The 15,325-nt window shown below is 35.2% G+C and carries 12 protein-coding genes; 2 read left to right on the top strand and 10 right to left on the bottom strand.

The genetic code is table 11. From position 1 onward, the window contains the following. Positions 1 to 496: 496 nt before the first annotated feature. Complete coding sequence (gene katG, locus ABRY23_13205) at positions 497 to 2,695, bottom strand: catalase/peroxidase HPI (protein MFA3784012.1); 2,199 nt, start codon at positions 2,693 to 2,695, stop codon at positions 497 to 499. 332 nt (positions 2,696 to 3,027) lie between these two features. Continuing rightward, positions 3,028 to 3,231, bottom strand: coding sequence for a hypothetical protein (locus tag ABRY23_13210; protein ID MFA3784013.1), 204 nt, complete (start codon positions 3,229 to 3,231; stop codon positions 3,028 to 3,030). Between the two features lie 206 nt (positions 3,232 to 3,437). On the opposite strand from ABRY23_13210, the gene ABRY23_13215 reads away from it, so the two are divergent. Continuing rightward, on the top strand, positions 3,438 to 4,409 hold the full coding sequence (locus ABRY23_13215) for an aldo/keto reductase (GenBank protein ID MFA3784014.1): 972 nt from the start codon (positions 3,438 to 3,440) through the stop codon (positions 4,407 to 4,409). Between the two features lie 93 nt (positions 4,410 to 4,502). Continuing rightward, positions 4,503 to 4,958, top strand: coding sequence for a hypothetical protein (locus ABRY23_13220; GenBank protein MFA3784015.1), 456 nt, complete (start codon positions 4,503 to 4,505; stop codon positions 4,956 to 4,958). A gap of 155 nt (positions 4,959 to 5,113) precedes the next feature. Here ABRY23_13220 and ABRY23_13225 read toward each other — a convergent pair whose 3' ends face one another. From ABRY23_13225 to ABRY23_13260, 8 genes are all read right to left on the bottom strand, one after another. Then, positions 5,114 to 7,309, bottom strand: a complete 2,196-nt coding sequence (locus ABRY23_13225; protein MFA3784016.1) for a sodium-translocating pyrophosphatase — start codon at positions 7,307 to 7,309, stop codon at positions 5,114 to 5,116. A gap of 49 nt (positions 7,310 to 7,358) precedes the next feature. After that, entirely contained in the window at positions 7,359 to 8,135 is a 777-nt protein-coding gene (locus tag ABRY23_13230; protein MFA3784017.1) for a hypothetical protein, read from the bottom strand. A 139-nt stretch (positions 8,136 to 8,274) separates the two neighbouring features. Then, positions 8,275 to 9,228 (bottom strand): DUF4340 domain-containing protein, encoded by a 954-nt coding sequence (locus ABRY23_13235; protein ID MFA3784018.1) that lies wholly within the window; start codon positions 9,226 to 9,228, stop codon positions 8,275 to 8,277. Then, positions 9,221 to 10,744 (bottom strand): GldG family protein, encoded by a 1,524-nt coding sequence (locus ABRY23_13240; GenBank protein ID MFA3784019.1) that lies wholly within the window; start codon positions 10,742 to 10,744, stop codon positions 9,221 to 9,223. The genes ABRY23_13235 and ABRY23_13240 overlap by 8 nt, the downstream gene beginning before the upstream one ends. A gap of 3 nt (positions 10,745 to 10,747) precedes the next feature. Then, on the bottom strand, positions 10,748 to 11,473 hold the full coding sequence (locus ABRY23_13245; GenBank protein ID MFA3784020.1) for an ABC transporter permease subunit: 726 nt from the start codon (positions 11,471 to 11,473) through the stop codon (positions 10,748 to 10,750). Positions 11,474 to 11,478: 5 nt separating this feature from the next. Further along, positions 11,479 to 12,411, bottom strand: a complete 933-nt coding sequence (locus ABRY23_13250) for an ATP-binding cassette domain-containing protein (GenBank protein ID MFA3784021.1) — start codon at positions 12,409 to 12,411, stop codon at positions 11,479 to 11,481. 268 nt (positions 12,412 to 12,679) lie between these two features. Further along, positions 12,680 to 13,144 carry a Cys-tRNA(Pro) deacylase gene (gene ybaK / locus ABRY23_13255; protein MFA3784022.1) on the bottom strand — a complete coding sequence of 155 codons (465 nt, stop codon included), beginning with the start codon at positions 13,142 to 13,144 and terminating at the stop codon, positions 12,680 to 12,682. A 52-nt stretch (positions 13,145 to 13,196) separates the two neighbouring features. Beyond that, positions 13,197 to 15,269 carry a carboxy terminal-processing peptidase gene (locus tag ABRY23_13260; GenBank protein MFA3784023.1) on the bottom strand — a complete coding sequence of 691 codons (2,073 nt, stop codon included), beginning with the start codon at positions 15,267 to 15,269 and terminating at the stop codon, positions 13,197 to 13,199. Between the last annotated feature and the right edge of the window lie 56 nt (positions 15,270 to 15,325).

Genomic DNA, 15,325 nt, shown 5'->3' on the forward strand with positions numbered 1-15,325 from the left:
TTGCGCATAAAAGATTATATGCACAATAACTTAGATAAGGGTTTTATAACCTCAAATTCTACCCGCCTAAACCGCCAGGCAAGCTTGATTATGTAACTTATTCAAAAGTTCCTTCGATTGATTCAAAAGTATTACTCAATTATTTCGAGTATCTGAAACAAACCAAAAAAATTTTTTTATTCTGCAATGAGACAATCACTTGCCTCAGTTAGCTTTTTATTTCTAGATGTGATAAAGAAAGTTATTGATTTTGACTTTTTCATCAAAATGAAAAAAAATAACCAGCTTGCCGAATGTTTTGACTGCTGATTAAGTTAAAAATATTATCAACTCAATTACCAACTTAAAAAATCGTGCAATTATTTCAACAGTCTATTCCTGTAGTCTAAGAATTTCTGAAGTCCATTTGATAATTTACAAAACACAAAAGCCGCAACATTTCTGCTGCGGCTTTTGAAAAGTAAAAAAGGAATTGACTTATCATTGAACTACACTATTAATTCAAATCAAATCTATCAAGCATCATTACTTTATTCCACACATCAACAAAATCTTTTACAAATTTTTCTTTATTGTCGTCGCATGCATAGAATTCGGCTACAGCGCGCAATTCGGAATTATGTCCAAATATCAAATCGACACGGGTAGCTTTCCATTTCAACTTGCCGGTCTTTCTGTCGTACCCTTCAAATTTAGTCTTAGTTTCATCTACTGCTTTCCATTCAGTGCTCATATCGAGCAAATTGACAAAGAAATCGTTGGTCAATTGTCCGGGGCGGTCTGTAAATATACCGTAATCGGAATTATCATAATTCGCATTCAAAGCGCGCAAACCTCCAATGAGTACGGTCATCTCTGGTACAGAAAGAGTAAGCAGTTGAGCTTTATCAACTAAAATATGTTCTGCACAAAATGCAACTTCTTTCTTTGCATAATTTCGAAAACCATCTGCAATAGGTTCAAGTACTTTAAATGACTCAACGTCAGTCCACTCTTGAGTTGTATCTGTTCTTCCAGGTGTAAAAGGAACTTTAATATTATAACCAGCATCCTTAGCAGCTTTTTCAACTGCAGCGCATCCGCCAAGCACAATTAAATCTGCAAGTGAAATTTTTTTACCGTCTTTTTGTGAGGAATTAAAATCGTCTTGAATTTTTTCGAGAGCACCTAATACCTTTGTCAATTGAGCTGGATTATTGGCTTCCCAATTTTTCTGTGGTTCAAGTCTTATGCGGGCTCCATTTGCCCCGCCTCTTTTATCCGAGTTTCGATAAGTTGATGCAGAAGCCCAGGCTGTAGTAACTAATTCAGAAATTGTTAATTCTGAAGAAAGAATTTTCTTTTTCAATTCTTCAATATCTTTTTCATCAACTAATTTATGATCAACAGTTGGAAGAGGGTCCTGCCAAATTAAATCTTCTTTCGGTACTTCGGGTCCAAGGTATCTTGACTTTGGGCCCATATCTCTGTGAAGAAGTTTAAACCATGCGCGAGCGAAAGCATCGGCAAAAAGTTCTGGATTTTCGTAGAACTTTTTCGAGATTTTTTCAAACTCTGGGTCAAATCTCAATGAAAGATCCGTTGTTAGCATAGAAGGCAAATGTTTCTTGTTCGGATCAAAAGGATCAGGAATTGTTGGTTCAGCATTTTTAGCTACCCATTGATATGCGCCTGCAGGACTTTTAGTCAGTTCCCATTCGTACTCGAACAAATGCTTGAAGAAGTCGTGTCCCCATTTTGTTGGTGTAGTTGTCCAAGTTACTTCTGGGCCGCCGGTAAGAGCATCGGGACCTTTGCCAGACTTATACTTATAGTTCCAGCCCATGCCTTGCTGTTCAATTTCGGCACCTTCTGGTTCAGGACCCATAAGTTTTGGATCGCCTTGACCGTGAGCTTTTCCGAAAGTATGACCACCGGCAATTAAAGCCACAGTTTCTTCCAAAGTCATTCCCATTCTTGTAAAGGTTTCTTTTATATCTTTAGCGGCTGCAACAGGATCAGGGTTACCGTTCGGTCCTTCAGGGTTCACGTAGATTAGACCCATTTGCACGTTAGCGAGTGGATTTTCCAGCTGTCTTTCTCCGGAGTAGCGTTTATCATCAGCCAGCCAGGTTGTTTCAGAGCCCCAATAGATACTTTCATCGGCTTCCCATGCATCCTCTCTACCACCGCCGAAACCGAATGTTTTAAATCCCATATCTTCCATTGCTACATTACCTGCAAGCACAAGCAGGTCCGCCCAAGAGATTTTATTGCCGTATTTTTGCTTGATAGGCCAGAGCAGGCGACGCGCTTTATCCAGATTTGCATTGTCTGGCCAGCTGTTTAAAGGTGCAAAACGTTGAAGTCCACCGCTCGCACCACCTCTGCCATCACCAATTCTATAAGTTCCAGCTGCATGCCATGACATACGAATAAATAAAGGTCCATAATGACCAAAATCTGCAGGCCACCAATCCTGCGATTGGGTCATTAATTTCCGAAGGTCTTTTTTAAGCTCGTAATAATTGAGACTATTAAACGCTTCTTTGTAATTGAAGTCTTTATCCATTGGATTGGATAAAGATGAATTCTGCCTCAGAATATTGAGTCTGAGACGATTGGGCCACCAGTCATGGCTTGTCATACCAACCTTGCCCATAGAAGATGAATGTGGGAATGGGCATTTGCCGTTATTATTTGAATTATTACTCATGTTGACTCCTTTTTTCAATTAAATAAATAATATTAATCCACAATAAATTATGTTATAAGAAAATTATCGCTGGCCACTTATAAATTATAAAGGGAGTGATATTTTTCAACAAACTAAAGTATTAACAAAAAATCCGTTTGCTATAGCTGTTAATTTTTCCAAAAACAAGATCGTGCAAGCAATTCTATAAGTCAAATCGAGTGTGTTTATAACAGGATAAGCCATATCTATAATTAAGCAGTAGATTTGTACACAATAACAATATATATATATGTACACGAAGAAAGTTTATAAGTGAAAACAAAATACAAACCAGATGTTGCGTAAATAAGCTACTTTTTTCTTCTATTAAAAGGATATTTTTTTGTTGAAATTTCTTTATCACTTTCTGACTTTTTAATTCTTTCCTCTGCTGAGACCGCAAACACAAACCTCCCCTTTAAAACACATCCTGTCCTGCCGGGAATGCAATCCTTTTTTAATCTAATACAATAGCCTTTTTCAGTATCTATGAACTGACACGAAAATGAACCCATACTTTTCCTTAATTGATTTAAAATCACTTCTTTAGCTTATGAATATAAACCATAGTCAATACTATGTAAAGTTTATTTTCTCTTCTACAAGTTACAATTTTTATTCTTTTTATAAATTATTTCGTGCGAATAAAATTAGTTATTACTCCTCAGTATTGCAGATTTTGTATTTTTAAAAAATAAAATAACAAATTAAGGAGGGAAAAATGGAATATACACATTTAGGCAGAACTGGATTAAAAGTAAGTCGACTTTGCTTAGGCACCATGAATTTTGGACCGTATACAAGTGAAAGCGATAGTTTTAGGATTATGAATCGTGCTTTAGAATTAGGAATAAACTTTTTTGATACAGCTAATGTTTACGGCGGAGAAAAGGGGGTTGGGGCAACCGAACAAATTATAGGCAAATGGTTATTAGAAGATAAAAGTAGACGCCATAAAATTGTACTTGCTACAAAAGTATATGGTAAAACGGGTGAAGGGCCAAATGACTCAAAACTATCAGCATATCACATACGAAAAGCATGTGAAGACAGTTTAAAGCGACTTCAAACAGATCATATTGACCTTTATCAAATGCACCATATTGATCGTGAAACCCCGTGGGAAGAAATTTTCCAAGCTATGGAACAACTTGTTAGAGAAGGAAAAATTATTTATGTGGGTAGCTCAAATTTTGCAGCTTGGAATTTAGCCGAAGCATTTTACAAAGCAAAGGAGAGAAATTTCCTTGGCATTGTTTCTGAGCAAAGTATTTACAACTTGAGAAATCGTAATATTGAACTCGAGGTGATACCTGCATGTAAAGCCTTTGGCATAGGTTTAATTCCTTGGAGCCCGTTAGGAGGAGGAATATTGTGCGGTGTGTTAAAAGAAATTAAGGAAGGCAGAAGAACAAGGGAACCATTACAAAAATCAGTTGAAAAATTACGCCCACAAATCGAGGCGTATGAAAAATTATGTAAAGAAATTGGGAACGAGCCTTCCAGTGTTGCACTTGCTTGGGTTTTAAGCAACCCAGTTGTTACAGCGCCAATTATAGGACCAAGAACACTTGAGCAGCTTGAAGAAAATGTAAAATCACTTGAACTAAAATTAAGTGATGATGTTCTAAAAAAATTAGATGAGATTTGGCCTGGTCCTGGCAATCAAGCTCCAGAAGCATATGCCTGGTAAAATAAAACTTCAAAAATCATAAAGACAAAAAAAATTGACACCACAGCTATTAATTGTTTAACAAAAATATTTATTAAGTGAAGCGAGGAAAAAATGGATTACGTTGAAAATCCAAAAGAATATTATCCACCTATGCATTCAGCTGAGCATATATTAAACGGTACAATGGATAAAATTTTTAAGTGCGGCAGAGCATTTAGTGCACACATAGAAAGAAAAAAGTCTAAATGTGATTATCGTTTCAACAGAAATTTAACTGAAGAGGAAAAATCTATTATTGAAGAAAAAGTCAATTCAGTCATTAAAGCTGATATGCCAATTTATGAAGAATTTATGGAAAGATCTGAAGCTGAAAAAATTTTTAACTTATCAAGATTGCCGGATTCAGCTGGCGAAACTCTTCGAATAATAAAAATTGGTAATTACGATGCTTGTCCATGTAGTGGCAAACATGTCCATTCAACAAAAGAAATAGGCAGTTTTAAAATAATATCGACAAGCTATGAAAATGGGGTTTTAAGAATTCGTTTTAAAATAGGAGAAAAATGAAAACCCCGTACAAACAAATTTCACTAAAGAATAAAGAAACTTGCCCAGTGGACTTAAGGTTATAATTTACAACTAATTTCTTTGCTTTGAGTTAACTTTCGACTGTTATCATTAAGAGCATTATAACAGTTTAATAATTTTTAGAAATTTTGTTCTTATAAAAGATTAAAGGTAACGGTTAAACCCGCCATAACTATAGCTACCATACTCATAAGTTTAATTAATATATTCAAGCTGGGTCCAGAAGTATCTTTAAATGGGTCGCCTACAGTATCACCAATAATAGTAGCTTTATGGCTTTCCGAGCCTTTACCGCCGAAGAAGCCTTCCTCGACATATTTTTTAGCGTTATCCCATGCCCCGCCCGAATTAGCCATAAAAATTGCGAGTACAAATCCAGCACCCAAGCCGCCGACTAATAAACCCATTACAGCAGCTACTCCCAAAAGTATTCCTATTATAATAGGTGTTAAAATTGCAATAAGCGAGGGTAATATCATTTCAGATTGAGCGCCTTTAGTAGAAATTTCAACGCACTTTGCATAATCAGGTTCAGCTTTTCCTTCTAAGATGCCTTCTATTTCTCTAAATTGACGGCGCACCTCGTCAACCATCTTTGCAGCTGCTCTTCCAACTGCATTCATAGTAAGTCCACAAAAAATAAAAGCCATCATAGAACCGATAAAAATTCCTATCAGCACTTTCGGGTTCATCAAATTCACTTGATAGTAATTCATAAAGTCGTACAGCTTAGCATTTTTAACTTCTAAAGACACACCATCAGCAAGTTTAATAACAGTTTGACCAATTCTTAGCAATGCAATTTTAATCTCTTCCACATAAGAAGCTAATAAAGCTAAAGCTGTTAAAGCAGCAGATCCAATTGCAAATCCCTTGCCTGTTGCGGCAGTGGTATTACCCAATGAATCGAGCGCGTCCGTTCTTCTTCTAACTTCTTTACCTAAACCACTCATTTCAGCATTGCCTCCCGCGTTATCTGCAATTGGTCCATAAGCATCTGTTGCAAGAGTTATTCCCAAAGTAGAAAGCATTCCAACTGCTGCAATACCAATTCCGTATAACCCCATTCCCATGTTATTTAAATTAAAGCCCGCCGCAAACAGAAAGGCCAAAATAATTCCAACAGTAACAGCAAGAACAGGTATTGCTGTGGATATCATTCCTACTCCAAGTCCCGAAATTATTACAGTAGCAGGACCAGTCTTAGCATTTTGAGCGATAAACTGAGTTGGTCTATAAGACTGGGAGGTAAAGTATTCAGTTGCTTTACCAATAACAATGCCTGTTAACAAACCGACAACAATTGCTGCCCAAATACCCCACGCATTATCGAATCCCAATAAGTTAACAATAACAGCTGAAAAAATAATTATAAGGACAGAACTTAAATTTATTCCACGCGAAAGAGCTTTAAGCAAATCTTTTTGAGTAGCTTCTTCTTTTGTTCTAACGAAAAATATTCCCAGTATTGATAAAGCAATACCAATAGCAGCAATCAACATTGGAGCAATAACAGCCTTAAATTGAAGGTCTGGAGTATCAACAAAAGCTGAGGCACCGAGTGCCGAAGTAGCTAAAATTGAGCCACAATATGATTCGTAAAGGTCGGCACCCATTCCCGCAACATCACCGACATTATCACCAACATTATCTGCAATAGTAGCTGGATTGCGCGGGTCATCTTCGGGTATACCTCGTTCAACTTTGCCCACTAAATCTGCACCAACATCAGCAGCTTTAGTAAATATTCCACCCCCCACTCTTGCAAACAAAGCTTGTGTAGAGGCTCCCATACCAAAAGTCAGCATTGTAGTTGTAATTATCACAAGATTTTGACCATTTGTAAGTGAGGAGGGGTAAAATAAATTTAATATTATGAACCAAATTGAAATATCTAATAAACCGAGTCCAACGACAACCAACCCCATAACTGCGCCGCTTCTGAATGCCACTTTTAATCCTCGATTTAATGAATCCTTTGCGGCGTTTGCTGTTCTTGCCGAAGCATAGGTAGCTGTCTTCATTCCAAAAAAGCCTGCTAATCCTGAGAAAAAGCCGCCAGTCAAAAATGCAAATGGAACCCAACGATTTTGAATTCCAAAGCCATAAGCAAGAATAGAAAAAATTACTGTTATTCCAATAAAGAACATTCCAACTACTTTATATTGTTGCTTCAAGTATGCCATTGCTCCTTTACGTACATAGAGAGCAATACTCTTCATTTTTTCCGTTCCTTCATCCTCTTTCATTATCTGCTTGAAAAAAATCCAAGCAAATGTTAGAGCTGTTATTGATGCTAAGGGAACTATAAAAAAAAGACTACTGAACATTAACATTCTCCTGATTAAAAATTAGTTAAACAGTAATTCTGTTAAGCTGTTATTTGAAACCTACAACTAAGGCCGACCTCCACCAGTCATGGTACTTATCCTCTAAGGTTTGTTCATCTGGGAATGGATAATACAGGTAAGATTCTTTATTACCTACAAAAAATCCATTTTTGCAAGTTCTATAAAGCAAATCTCCTTGAAAGTATCTTATCACAGTCTTTGTAGGTTTGTTCTCCTCTTCAATTAATCCTATTAAACAATCTCTTAGATGCTCTATATTAGGATAAGGAAGATTATCAACTGGTGCATCTAATGGATAATCACCAAGACCATTTAGTATTAACTCAACAAAAACTAATTTAGGAACCGATACTGGTTGACTTCTATCCGTAACAAAATTCAAGAAATCAATGGGTGCTAATCTACTTGCAATTCGTGGGGTAACAGGACAAAGCTCTTGATATAAATGTAATCTTGATTCTTTCTCTGGTTTATATTCTGCTTTTTCTAATTTCAGCACTTTGCCGTCATCTGTTACCAAATAGAAATCTTTAAGCGATTTTATTGGAAGCTTTTCAAGTACCTGATATATTGAAAGATAAACTGAACACTTAGGTTTTCCATCGGCATGAGGAGTAACTCTCTGTTCAATTAATGATAAGGGAAAATTTTCAGTGACTTGTTCAATATCCACCTCAAAAAACATTGCTTGTCCACGTGTACGTTTCTTTGTCCCTACAGCTAAATACTTTCCAAAATCCTCCGGCGGCAACATAGAAGCTATTAAAGATTCCGGCATTAAAGAGAAATATAAATACCGTTCCATATTTACTCTCTTATTAAATAAGCAAAAATTGTTACCTCAAATATATTAAAAAATTAGAGATGAATTTATCTTTTTAAGATTAACCATATTTTGTAGAAAAATTTTTTGTCAGCTGTAAGACAAGTTCAGCAGGCAAGGTTCACTTAGTTTTACTTTTTACCATGAACTTTTTAGGACTAAGAAATATTCTCGAATGAAGTTCTTTGTTCAAAGTAAAAAATGAATCCGGATTTTGTGAAGAATGGATAATTATTTGAGAGTTGTCTTCCGGCGAAGTTTTATACGCATCAACAGTTATTTTTGATGTATCACTCATATTGATAATTAATTTGTAGACGGGAGCTTGAGATTTTTGGGGCATAAAATTGTCGTTAAAGTCAGTTGAAGTTATTCTTTCCAAATTATTTAGCAATTGTTCAGTTGTAGCTGAATCAGTTAATTGACTTCCAATTTTCCATCTTGAGCCTGAACGAACGAGTACAAAAGAACTATCTGCCGGGTATTGATATGTAAGCTTTACCCATTTTGTTTTATTGCTTTCAATAATATTGGAATTACGAAAATCGTTTACCGATTTGTTAAAACTTATTGAAAGAAAACCTTCTGTTTGATAAACATCGGCATCGTTAAATAATCTTACGTATGTAAAAATAGAATTCGGCTGCTGATAGGAAAATCTTCCGATTACAATATCTAAGGCGGGTTTATCATTTTCGTATGCCTGCACACGAATTCCGGTAGAATCGACTTGGTAATCGTGCCATTTGCTCTTGTCTCTTGCTGAAAGCGAAACCGGTTTAATTTTAGATAGTTCGTTCAACAAATTCACAACTTTTTCTTTTGGCACTGCAGCATATTTATTATCGGCTATTTTAACTTTCCATTTATTTGAATCTTTCGATAAGTAAATTGTTTTATTCTTTTTATCTTTTGGATAGATTACAATTTTATTCACTTTAGCCGTATCTAAAGAAACTAGCTCTCGTCTAAATGTTCTTTCTTCTCCGCTGTTGAAAAATAACAGATAAATTACTACAAGAAGTAAAACAACAAATAAAGCAAAGAGATTTTTTGTGCTCAATTTATTAAACATAATTTTCAGAGATGAGTTTATTTTTCTTTTTCAAATTCATTTGGTAACGAAAAATTCCATAGCCAATAACCAAGAAAATTGGAATTAAGAAATTTAGGTATTTCAAAAGAGTTTTAGTGCTATCTTCAAGCGATGGATCGATTGGGCGCGCTGTAACACCTTTAGTTCTAAGCTGTACCAATCCAGTATCGTCGCTCAACCAATCGATAGCATTAGATACAAAGTTCACATTGTCAGGTTCTAACTGCTGGGCATTTTGTCCAGAACCATTAATTATAAACTGTCCACTGCCAATAACAACAAGCTTAGAATTTTTATTGCCCGCCAATTTCCCTTCCGCTATTGCAGCAACTGGCAATGAACCCATAGTAAAATCTGCAGATGACCAACTTCTTGCAGCATTAAAATAGACCGGAGGTTTCTCTGTGCCAGATTTTTTGGATGAAAAAGCAATCGGTGTAATTTTAATCGATGTATCCAGAGAATTAAACTTCAATGGGCTTGCAAAAATCAACATAACTGATTCCAAGCCTTCGGTTATCGGATTTTTTGCAAAACTATTTATAACTGGCAAATAAGGAAATTTAACAGGCGTTTGAAATATAAACATCCCCTGCTGCTGTTTAACCATCACCGTACTACAATTGGCATCAATCAAAAAATTTTTATCTACTTCAATTCCCTTTTTCTTCAGCCAATCGCCAAAATTGCTTTTTACTTGATTTCCCATTGCAGTGCTCATATTTGCATCAACTGCACTGTACGCTACTAATATATTTCCTCCGCGAGCTAGAAAATTATCTAACACAGTGAATTGACCTTCAGTAAGAGAATCTTTTGGACTAATAATAACAAGAGTTTTGAACTTTTCTGGAATTGTAGAATCAGCTTTAATTTTTACGCTGTCAATATTGTAAAGGATATCGAGTTGTTCTTTCAGCTGGGGCATTTCATTAATTGATGGTTCGCCGTTACCCGTTAAAAAACCAATCCAAGGTTTATTCTTAACAGTTAATTTTTTGATAGTAGTCGAAAGGTCATATTCCATTGCGGCGCCTGGCTGAATAAAAGGAATTACTTCCTGTTTATCTCCCATTTGTACGACTGTGCCAAGATACGCCCTTTGTTGTTTTATTTGGTCGCGTTCACGCACGTTAATCATTATTGGACGAATACCTGCCTGCTGTGCTTTTATTTCGCTTTCTTGAGTTTCATTAGGATTAACGAACTCATAGACAATCATATTGCCAGACTTATTAGCATACTCAACAAGCAAGTCTCTAAAATCTTGACGAACCTGTGCTATGTTCGGGGGTAAATTTTCGGAAAAATAAGCTGTAACGGTAATAGGGTCATGCAGATTTTTTAATATATTCTTTGTTGCATCACTAAGACTGTACCTTTTATCCTCGGTAAAATCCAATCTTACAAAAAATTTCGAAGCGATAATATTCAAGAGAATGAGGACACCAAAAATTAAGAGAAGCGTAATTCTAACTTTCTTTTTAGTCAGCATGGTTTATTCTACTATATTTCTTCTCGACAAAATTGATTCGGTTAAGATGAGTCCGCCTAAAGTAATTGATAAGAAATAAATCAAATCTTTCGTATCGATAACCCCGCGTGAAATTGAATCGTAATGAGTAGATAAGCTCAAATAACTCAGTAATTGACCAAAGCTGCCAGTAAAATTGTTTGAAAGCACATCAAAGATAATAATGAAAAAAACACCGATGAATAACGATAGCAAAAACGAGACAATTTGGTTGTTGGTGATGCTCGAAGCAAATAATCCAATACTTACAAGTGCCATGCTCATAAATATCATGCCCAAGTAACCGCACCATACGGCTCCGTGGTCAATTGGACCGATGGACCAAACAGTAATATAGTAAGGCAATGTAAAAGCAAGTGTTATTATTATAAGCAGCAGAGTAGCAAAAAATTTGCCTAAAACTACCTGCCAGTCTGTTACAGATTTTGTAAGAAGCAACTCAATGGTGCCGGTCTTTTTCTCTTCGGCTATCATCCTCATTGTAATTGCGGGTATGAAAAAGAATAGAGTCCAATATGCAATTGAGAAAAACGGCTGCAAAGATGCTTGTCCCGTAAAAAAAATATCCGAACCATAAAGCCACGTAAAGAACCCACTGATTCCTAAGAAAACAATAATAAGTATGTAGGCAATTAAAGAATCGAAGAAAGCATTTAATTCTCTTTTAGTAATAACAAGCACTTGTCTCATTTTACTTATTTGGTTGTTAGTTCTCTAAAAACATCTTCCAATTTGGTTTCTATAGGTGTCATTTCAGTTAACACCCAGTTATTTTTAACGCACATTTCAAAAATTGGTTTTCTCGACGATGATTCATTTTTACTGTTGATGATAAATGTATTTTGTGAATCCTGAACGGGGTCGACCATAGCAACCGAGTCAAGATTTTTCAATGCTAAAATTATCTCATCTCTCGATGGAGCTTCTGAAATTTGCACTCGAAGCACTTCCTGGCCTTGAGCTTGTCTTCTTAAAACATCCGCAGTTCCATCGGCAACAATATGACCTTTATTAATGATTAAGATTCTATCACAAGTAGCCTCAACTTCTGACAGAATATGAGTGCTAAGAATAACTGTTTTTTCTCTTCCAAGCTCTTTAATTAATTTTCTTATTTCAACAATTTGATTTGGGTCGAGACCCGTTGTAGGTTCATCTAGTATTAAAATTTCCGGGTCGTGAATCATTGCCTGGGCAAGTCCTACTCTTTGTCTATACCCTTTGGAAAGCTCACCAATCTTTTTATGCTTTTCGTCGTTAAGACCCGTAGTGCGCACCATTTTAATAATTCTTTCCTGAATTTGATTTCGTGGCACACCTTGAAGTTCTGCCACAAATCTCAGATAATCAATCACCGGCATATCGTAATAAAGCGGGTTATTTTCGGGGAGATACCCAATTTTCTTTTTCAAGGTGTCATACTTTTCCAATATTGATTCGCCATTAATTTTAACGTCGCCATCAGAAGGAGCCATGTAACATGTGATAATTTTCATTGTAGTAGTTTTGCCTGCACCGTTTGGACCGAGAAATCCAAGAATTTCACCGGTTTTTACTTCAAATGAGATGTTATCGATAGCACGTTGTGTGCCGTATTTTTTGGTGAGATTTTCTACAATAATACTCATGAGAGACTTTTACTGTAAATCTTTTTCCATGAATTTACAAAATTAATGTTCTTTAAAAATTGCACTGCTAAAAAAGTTCCGTATTGGAAAAAATTTTTTTTATTTTTTGAAAAAATTTAGTCTGTCAAATGCCAAATATGGTTTTGTAGCAGTGTTTTCTTCCAAAGCTAAATAGCTCCGTCATTAAGCACTTGTAATACAAATTTTCATCTGTATTGCGTTTAGCCTCGAAAAAAAATCAGAATTACTTATTGTATTTTTATTTGTTCTAAATCAAATCTGCATACTGACCATTTATTAACATACACAACATTTGAGGATTGAGCTTGATTTGCATACCTCTTTTACCAGCACTTATAAAAATATTTTCATGAAGTTGTGCTGATTCATCAATAAAAGTAGGATAATTTTTTTTCATTCCAATTGGTGAACAGCCGCCTCTAATATAGCCTGTTAACGGCTGAAGTTCTTTTACTTTTATCATTTCAATTTTCTTGCTTTTTGAAGCTATAGCTGCTTTTTTGAGATTCAATTCATAATTGCCAGGAATAACAAAAACAAATATTTCGTTTTTTTCATTCCTGGTCACAAGAGTTTTAAAGACTGTTTCCAGCTCGGCATTTATTTTAGCTGCAACTGATACCGCATCGAGTTCATCTTCGGAAAATTCATATTCAATAGTTGAAAAGTGAATACCATTTGATTCGAGAATACGGACGGCGTTGGTTTTCATTAGTCTTAGGTTAATACTCTTTAGAAATTTATATTAAAGCAATAAAGACAAACTATCCAACCTTGGCAAGAATATAATCTGCCAAAATCCTACCTGTTTCTTTCAGCTCAAAATCTTTTGCATCTTCCTCATTTGTAATCACCTCATTCTTATTTTTTAACTTAAGCTCGGCTTGGTTTTGATTTTTTTGGTCGAGTTCTTTTTTCTTTTCTTCCATTTTTTGTTTTTCAATTCTTCTTACCTGTTCATTTAGCGACCAAACTTTTTTATTTCTCATTTCCTTAGATTCATTAATATCTTCCAGCATGCTTAAATATTCTGGGTCATTTTTAATTCGTTCATTATGTTTCTTAATTAAAGAAGGAACATATTTTTGAATATCACCATACTTAGTAAATAAAGTTGATTGGATTTGATCCCATGGCAATGCGCTGGGTTGAGAGCTTTCACCAAATTCTGTTGAATCGTAGTTTGAAGGAAAAATGATGTCGGGTTTAACACCTTTAAGTTGAGTACTACTGCCTGTAATTCTGTAAAACTTTGCGATTGTCAATTTAACTTCGCCGGTTTTTCCATCGGAAGTGGGGAGGAACCTGGAAAGGTCAATTACATTTTGTACAGTGCCTTTTCCATAAGTGTTGCTGCCAATAATTAATCCTCTTCCATAATCTTGTATTGCGCCGCTAAAAATTTCAGATGCTGATGCACTAAATCGGTTGACAAGGACAGCCAGTGGTCCATCATAAAAGATAGAAGGGTCCGGGTCTTTATCGACCTCAATACCGCCTGCAGAATTTTTCACTTGAACTACAGGACCTTCTTTAATAAAAAGTCCAGTTAGTTGAATTGCTTCTTGTAAAGAACCTCCTCCATTATTTCTAAGGTCGATAATAACACCATTTACATTTTCTTTTTTAAAATCTTCAAGGATTTTCTTTACATCAGTTGTAGTACTTTTATAATCCTTAATTCCTTTTTGAGCGGCTGCAAAGTCACTGTAAAAAGAAGGAAGTTTAATTACGCCAATTTTAAATATGCTGCCGTTGTTTTTTACATTAATAATTTCACTTTTGGCTGCTTGTTCTTCTAATTTAATTTTATCGCGCACTAATGTAATTTCTTTAGGAATTGCATTTATACCGTCTTCTTTTTTAAGAATGCTTAGACGAACAACAGTTCCTTTTTTACCGCGTATTAGTTGAATTGCATCGTCTAATCTCCAGCCAATTATATCTACCATTTCTCCATCTTTTCCTTGAGCAACACCAATTATTTTATCACCTTCGTGAAGGAGGTTACTTTTAGCTGCAGGTCCCCCTGCAATTATACTAGCTACAACAGTATAATCGCCATCGGTTCTTAACGAGGCACCAATTCCTTCAAGTGAAAGACTCATTTGTATAGCAAAATTATCTGATGTTATAGGAGAAAAATAATCTGTGTGTGGATCATAAACTTCTGTGTATGAATTCATGTATAACTGAAAGACGTCTTCGGGCTCATATTGTAAAATAATTTTATAGTAATTGTTGTACCTTTTAGTTAAAACGTCAACAACTCCATTCCAATCTTTTCCGGACAGGATTAAGTTCAAGGCATCGTTTTTTAGCCGCAGTCGCCATAGTTCGTTTAACTCTAAGGAATCAGCCGCCCAATCAGCATTTTTCCTATCTGGTTGAAAGTATTCATCTTTCGTAAAATCAAATTGCTTTTTAAGTAATTGGTTAATGTATTTTACTCTTTCGCCCAGCCTCTTTTTAAAAGTGTTGAAAATTTCAAAAGCAGGATAAAGATTTCCAATTTTTAAGTTGTCATCAAAATTATATTTATACTTATTGAATTTCTCAATATCTGCTTTAAGAAAGTACAATTTATTATTGTCTAAAGCATTAAGGTAATTTTCATAAATCACAGCAGAAATTGAATCGTTCAGGTTTAATTTTCTATAATGATAGTTTGTTAAAAGATTAGTGATTATTTGGTCTTTCCTGGATAAAAGTTCATTAGGGTAAAGAACTTTATTCGTATCTATTGTATGATCTTTTGCAATTACTGCTTCAGGGTTCTGTGCCTTACAACTTAAAACAACTATCGAAAAGAATATTATAAAAAGTAATCGTTTCATAAGCATCCCAATTTTAATTTTTTTTCTGTCTATTACTGTAAAACTCACTATTTGTT

This window comes from Melioribacteraceae bacterium 4301-Me (assembly GCA_041538185.1).
Taxonomy (GTDB): domain Bacteria; phylum Bacteroidota; class Ignavibacteria; order Ignavibacteriales; family Melioribacteraceae; genus Pyranulibacter; species Pyranulibacter aquaticus.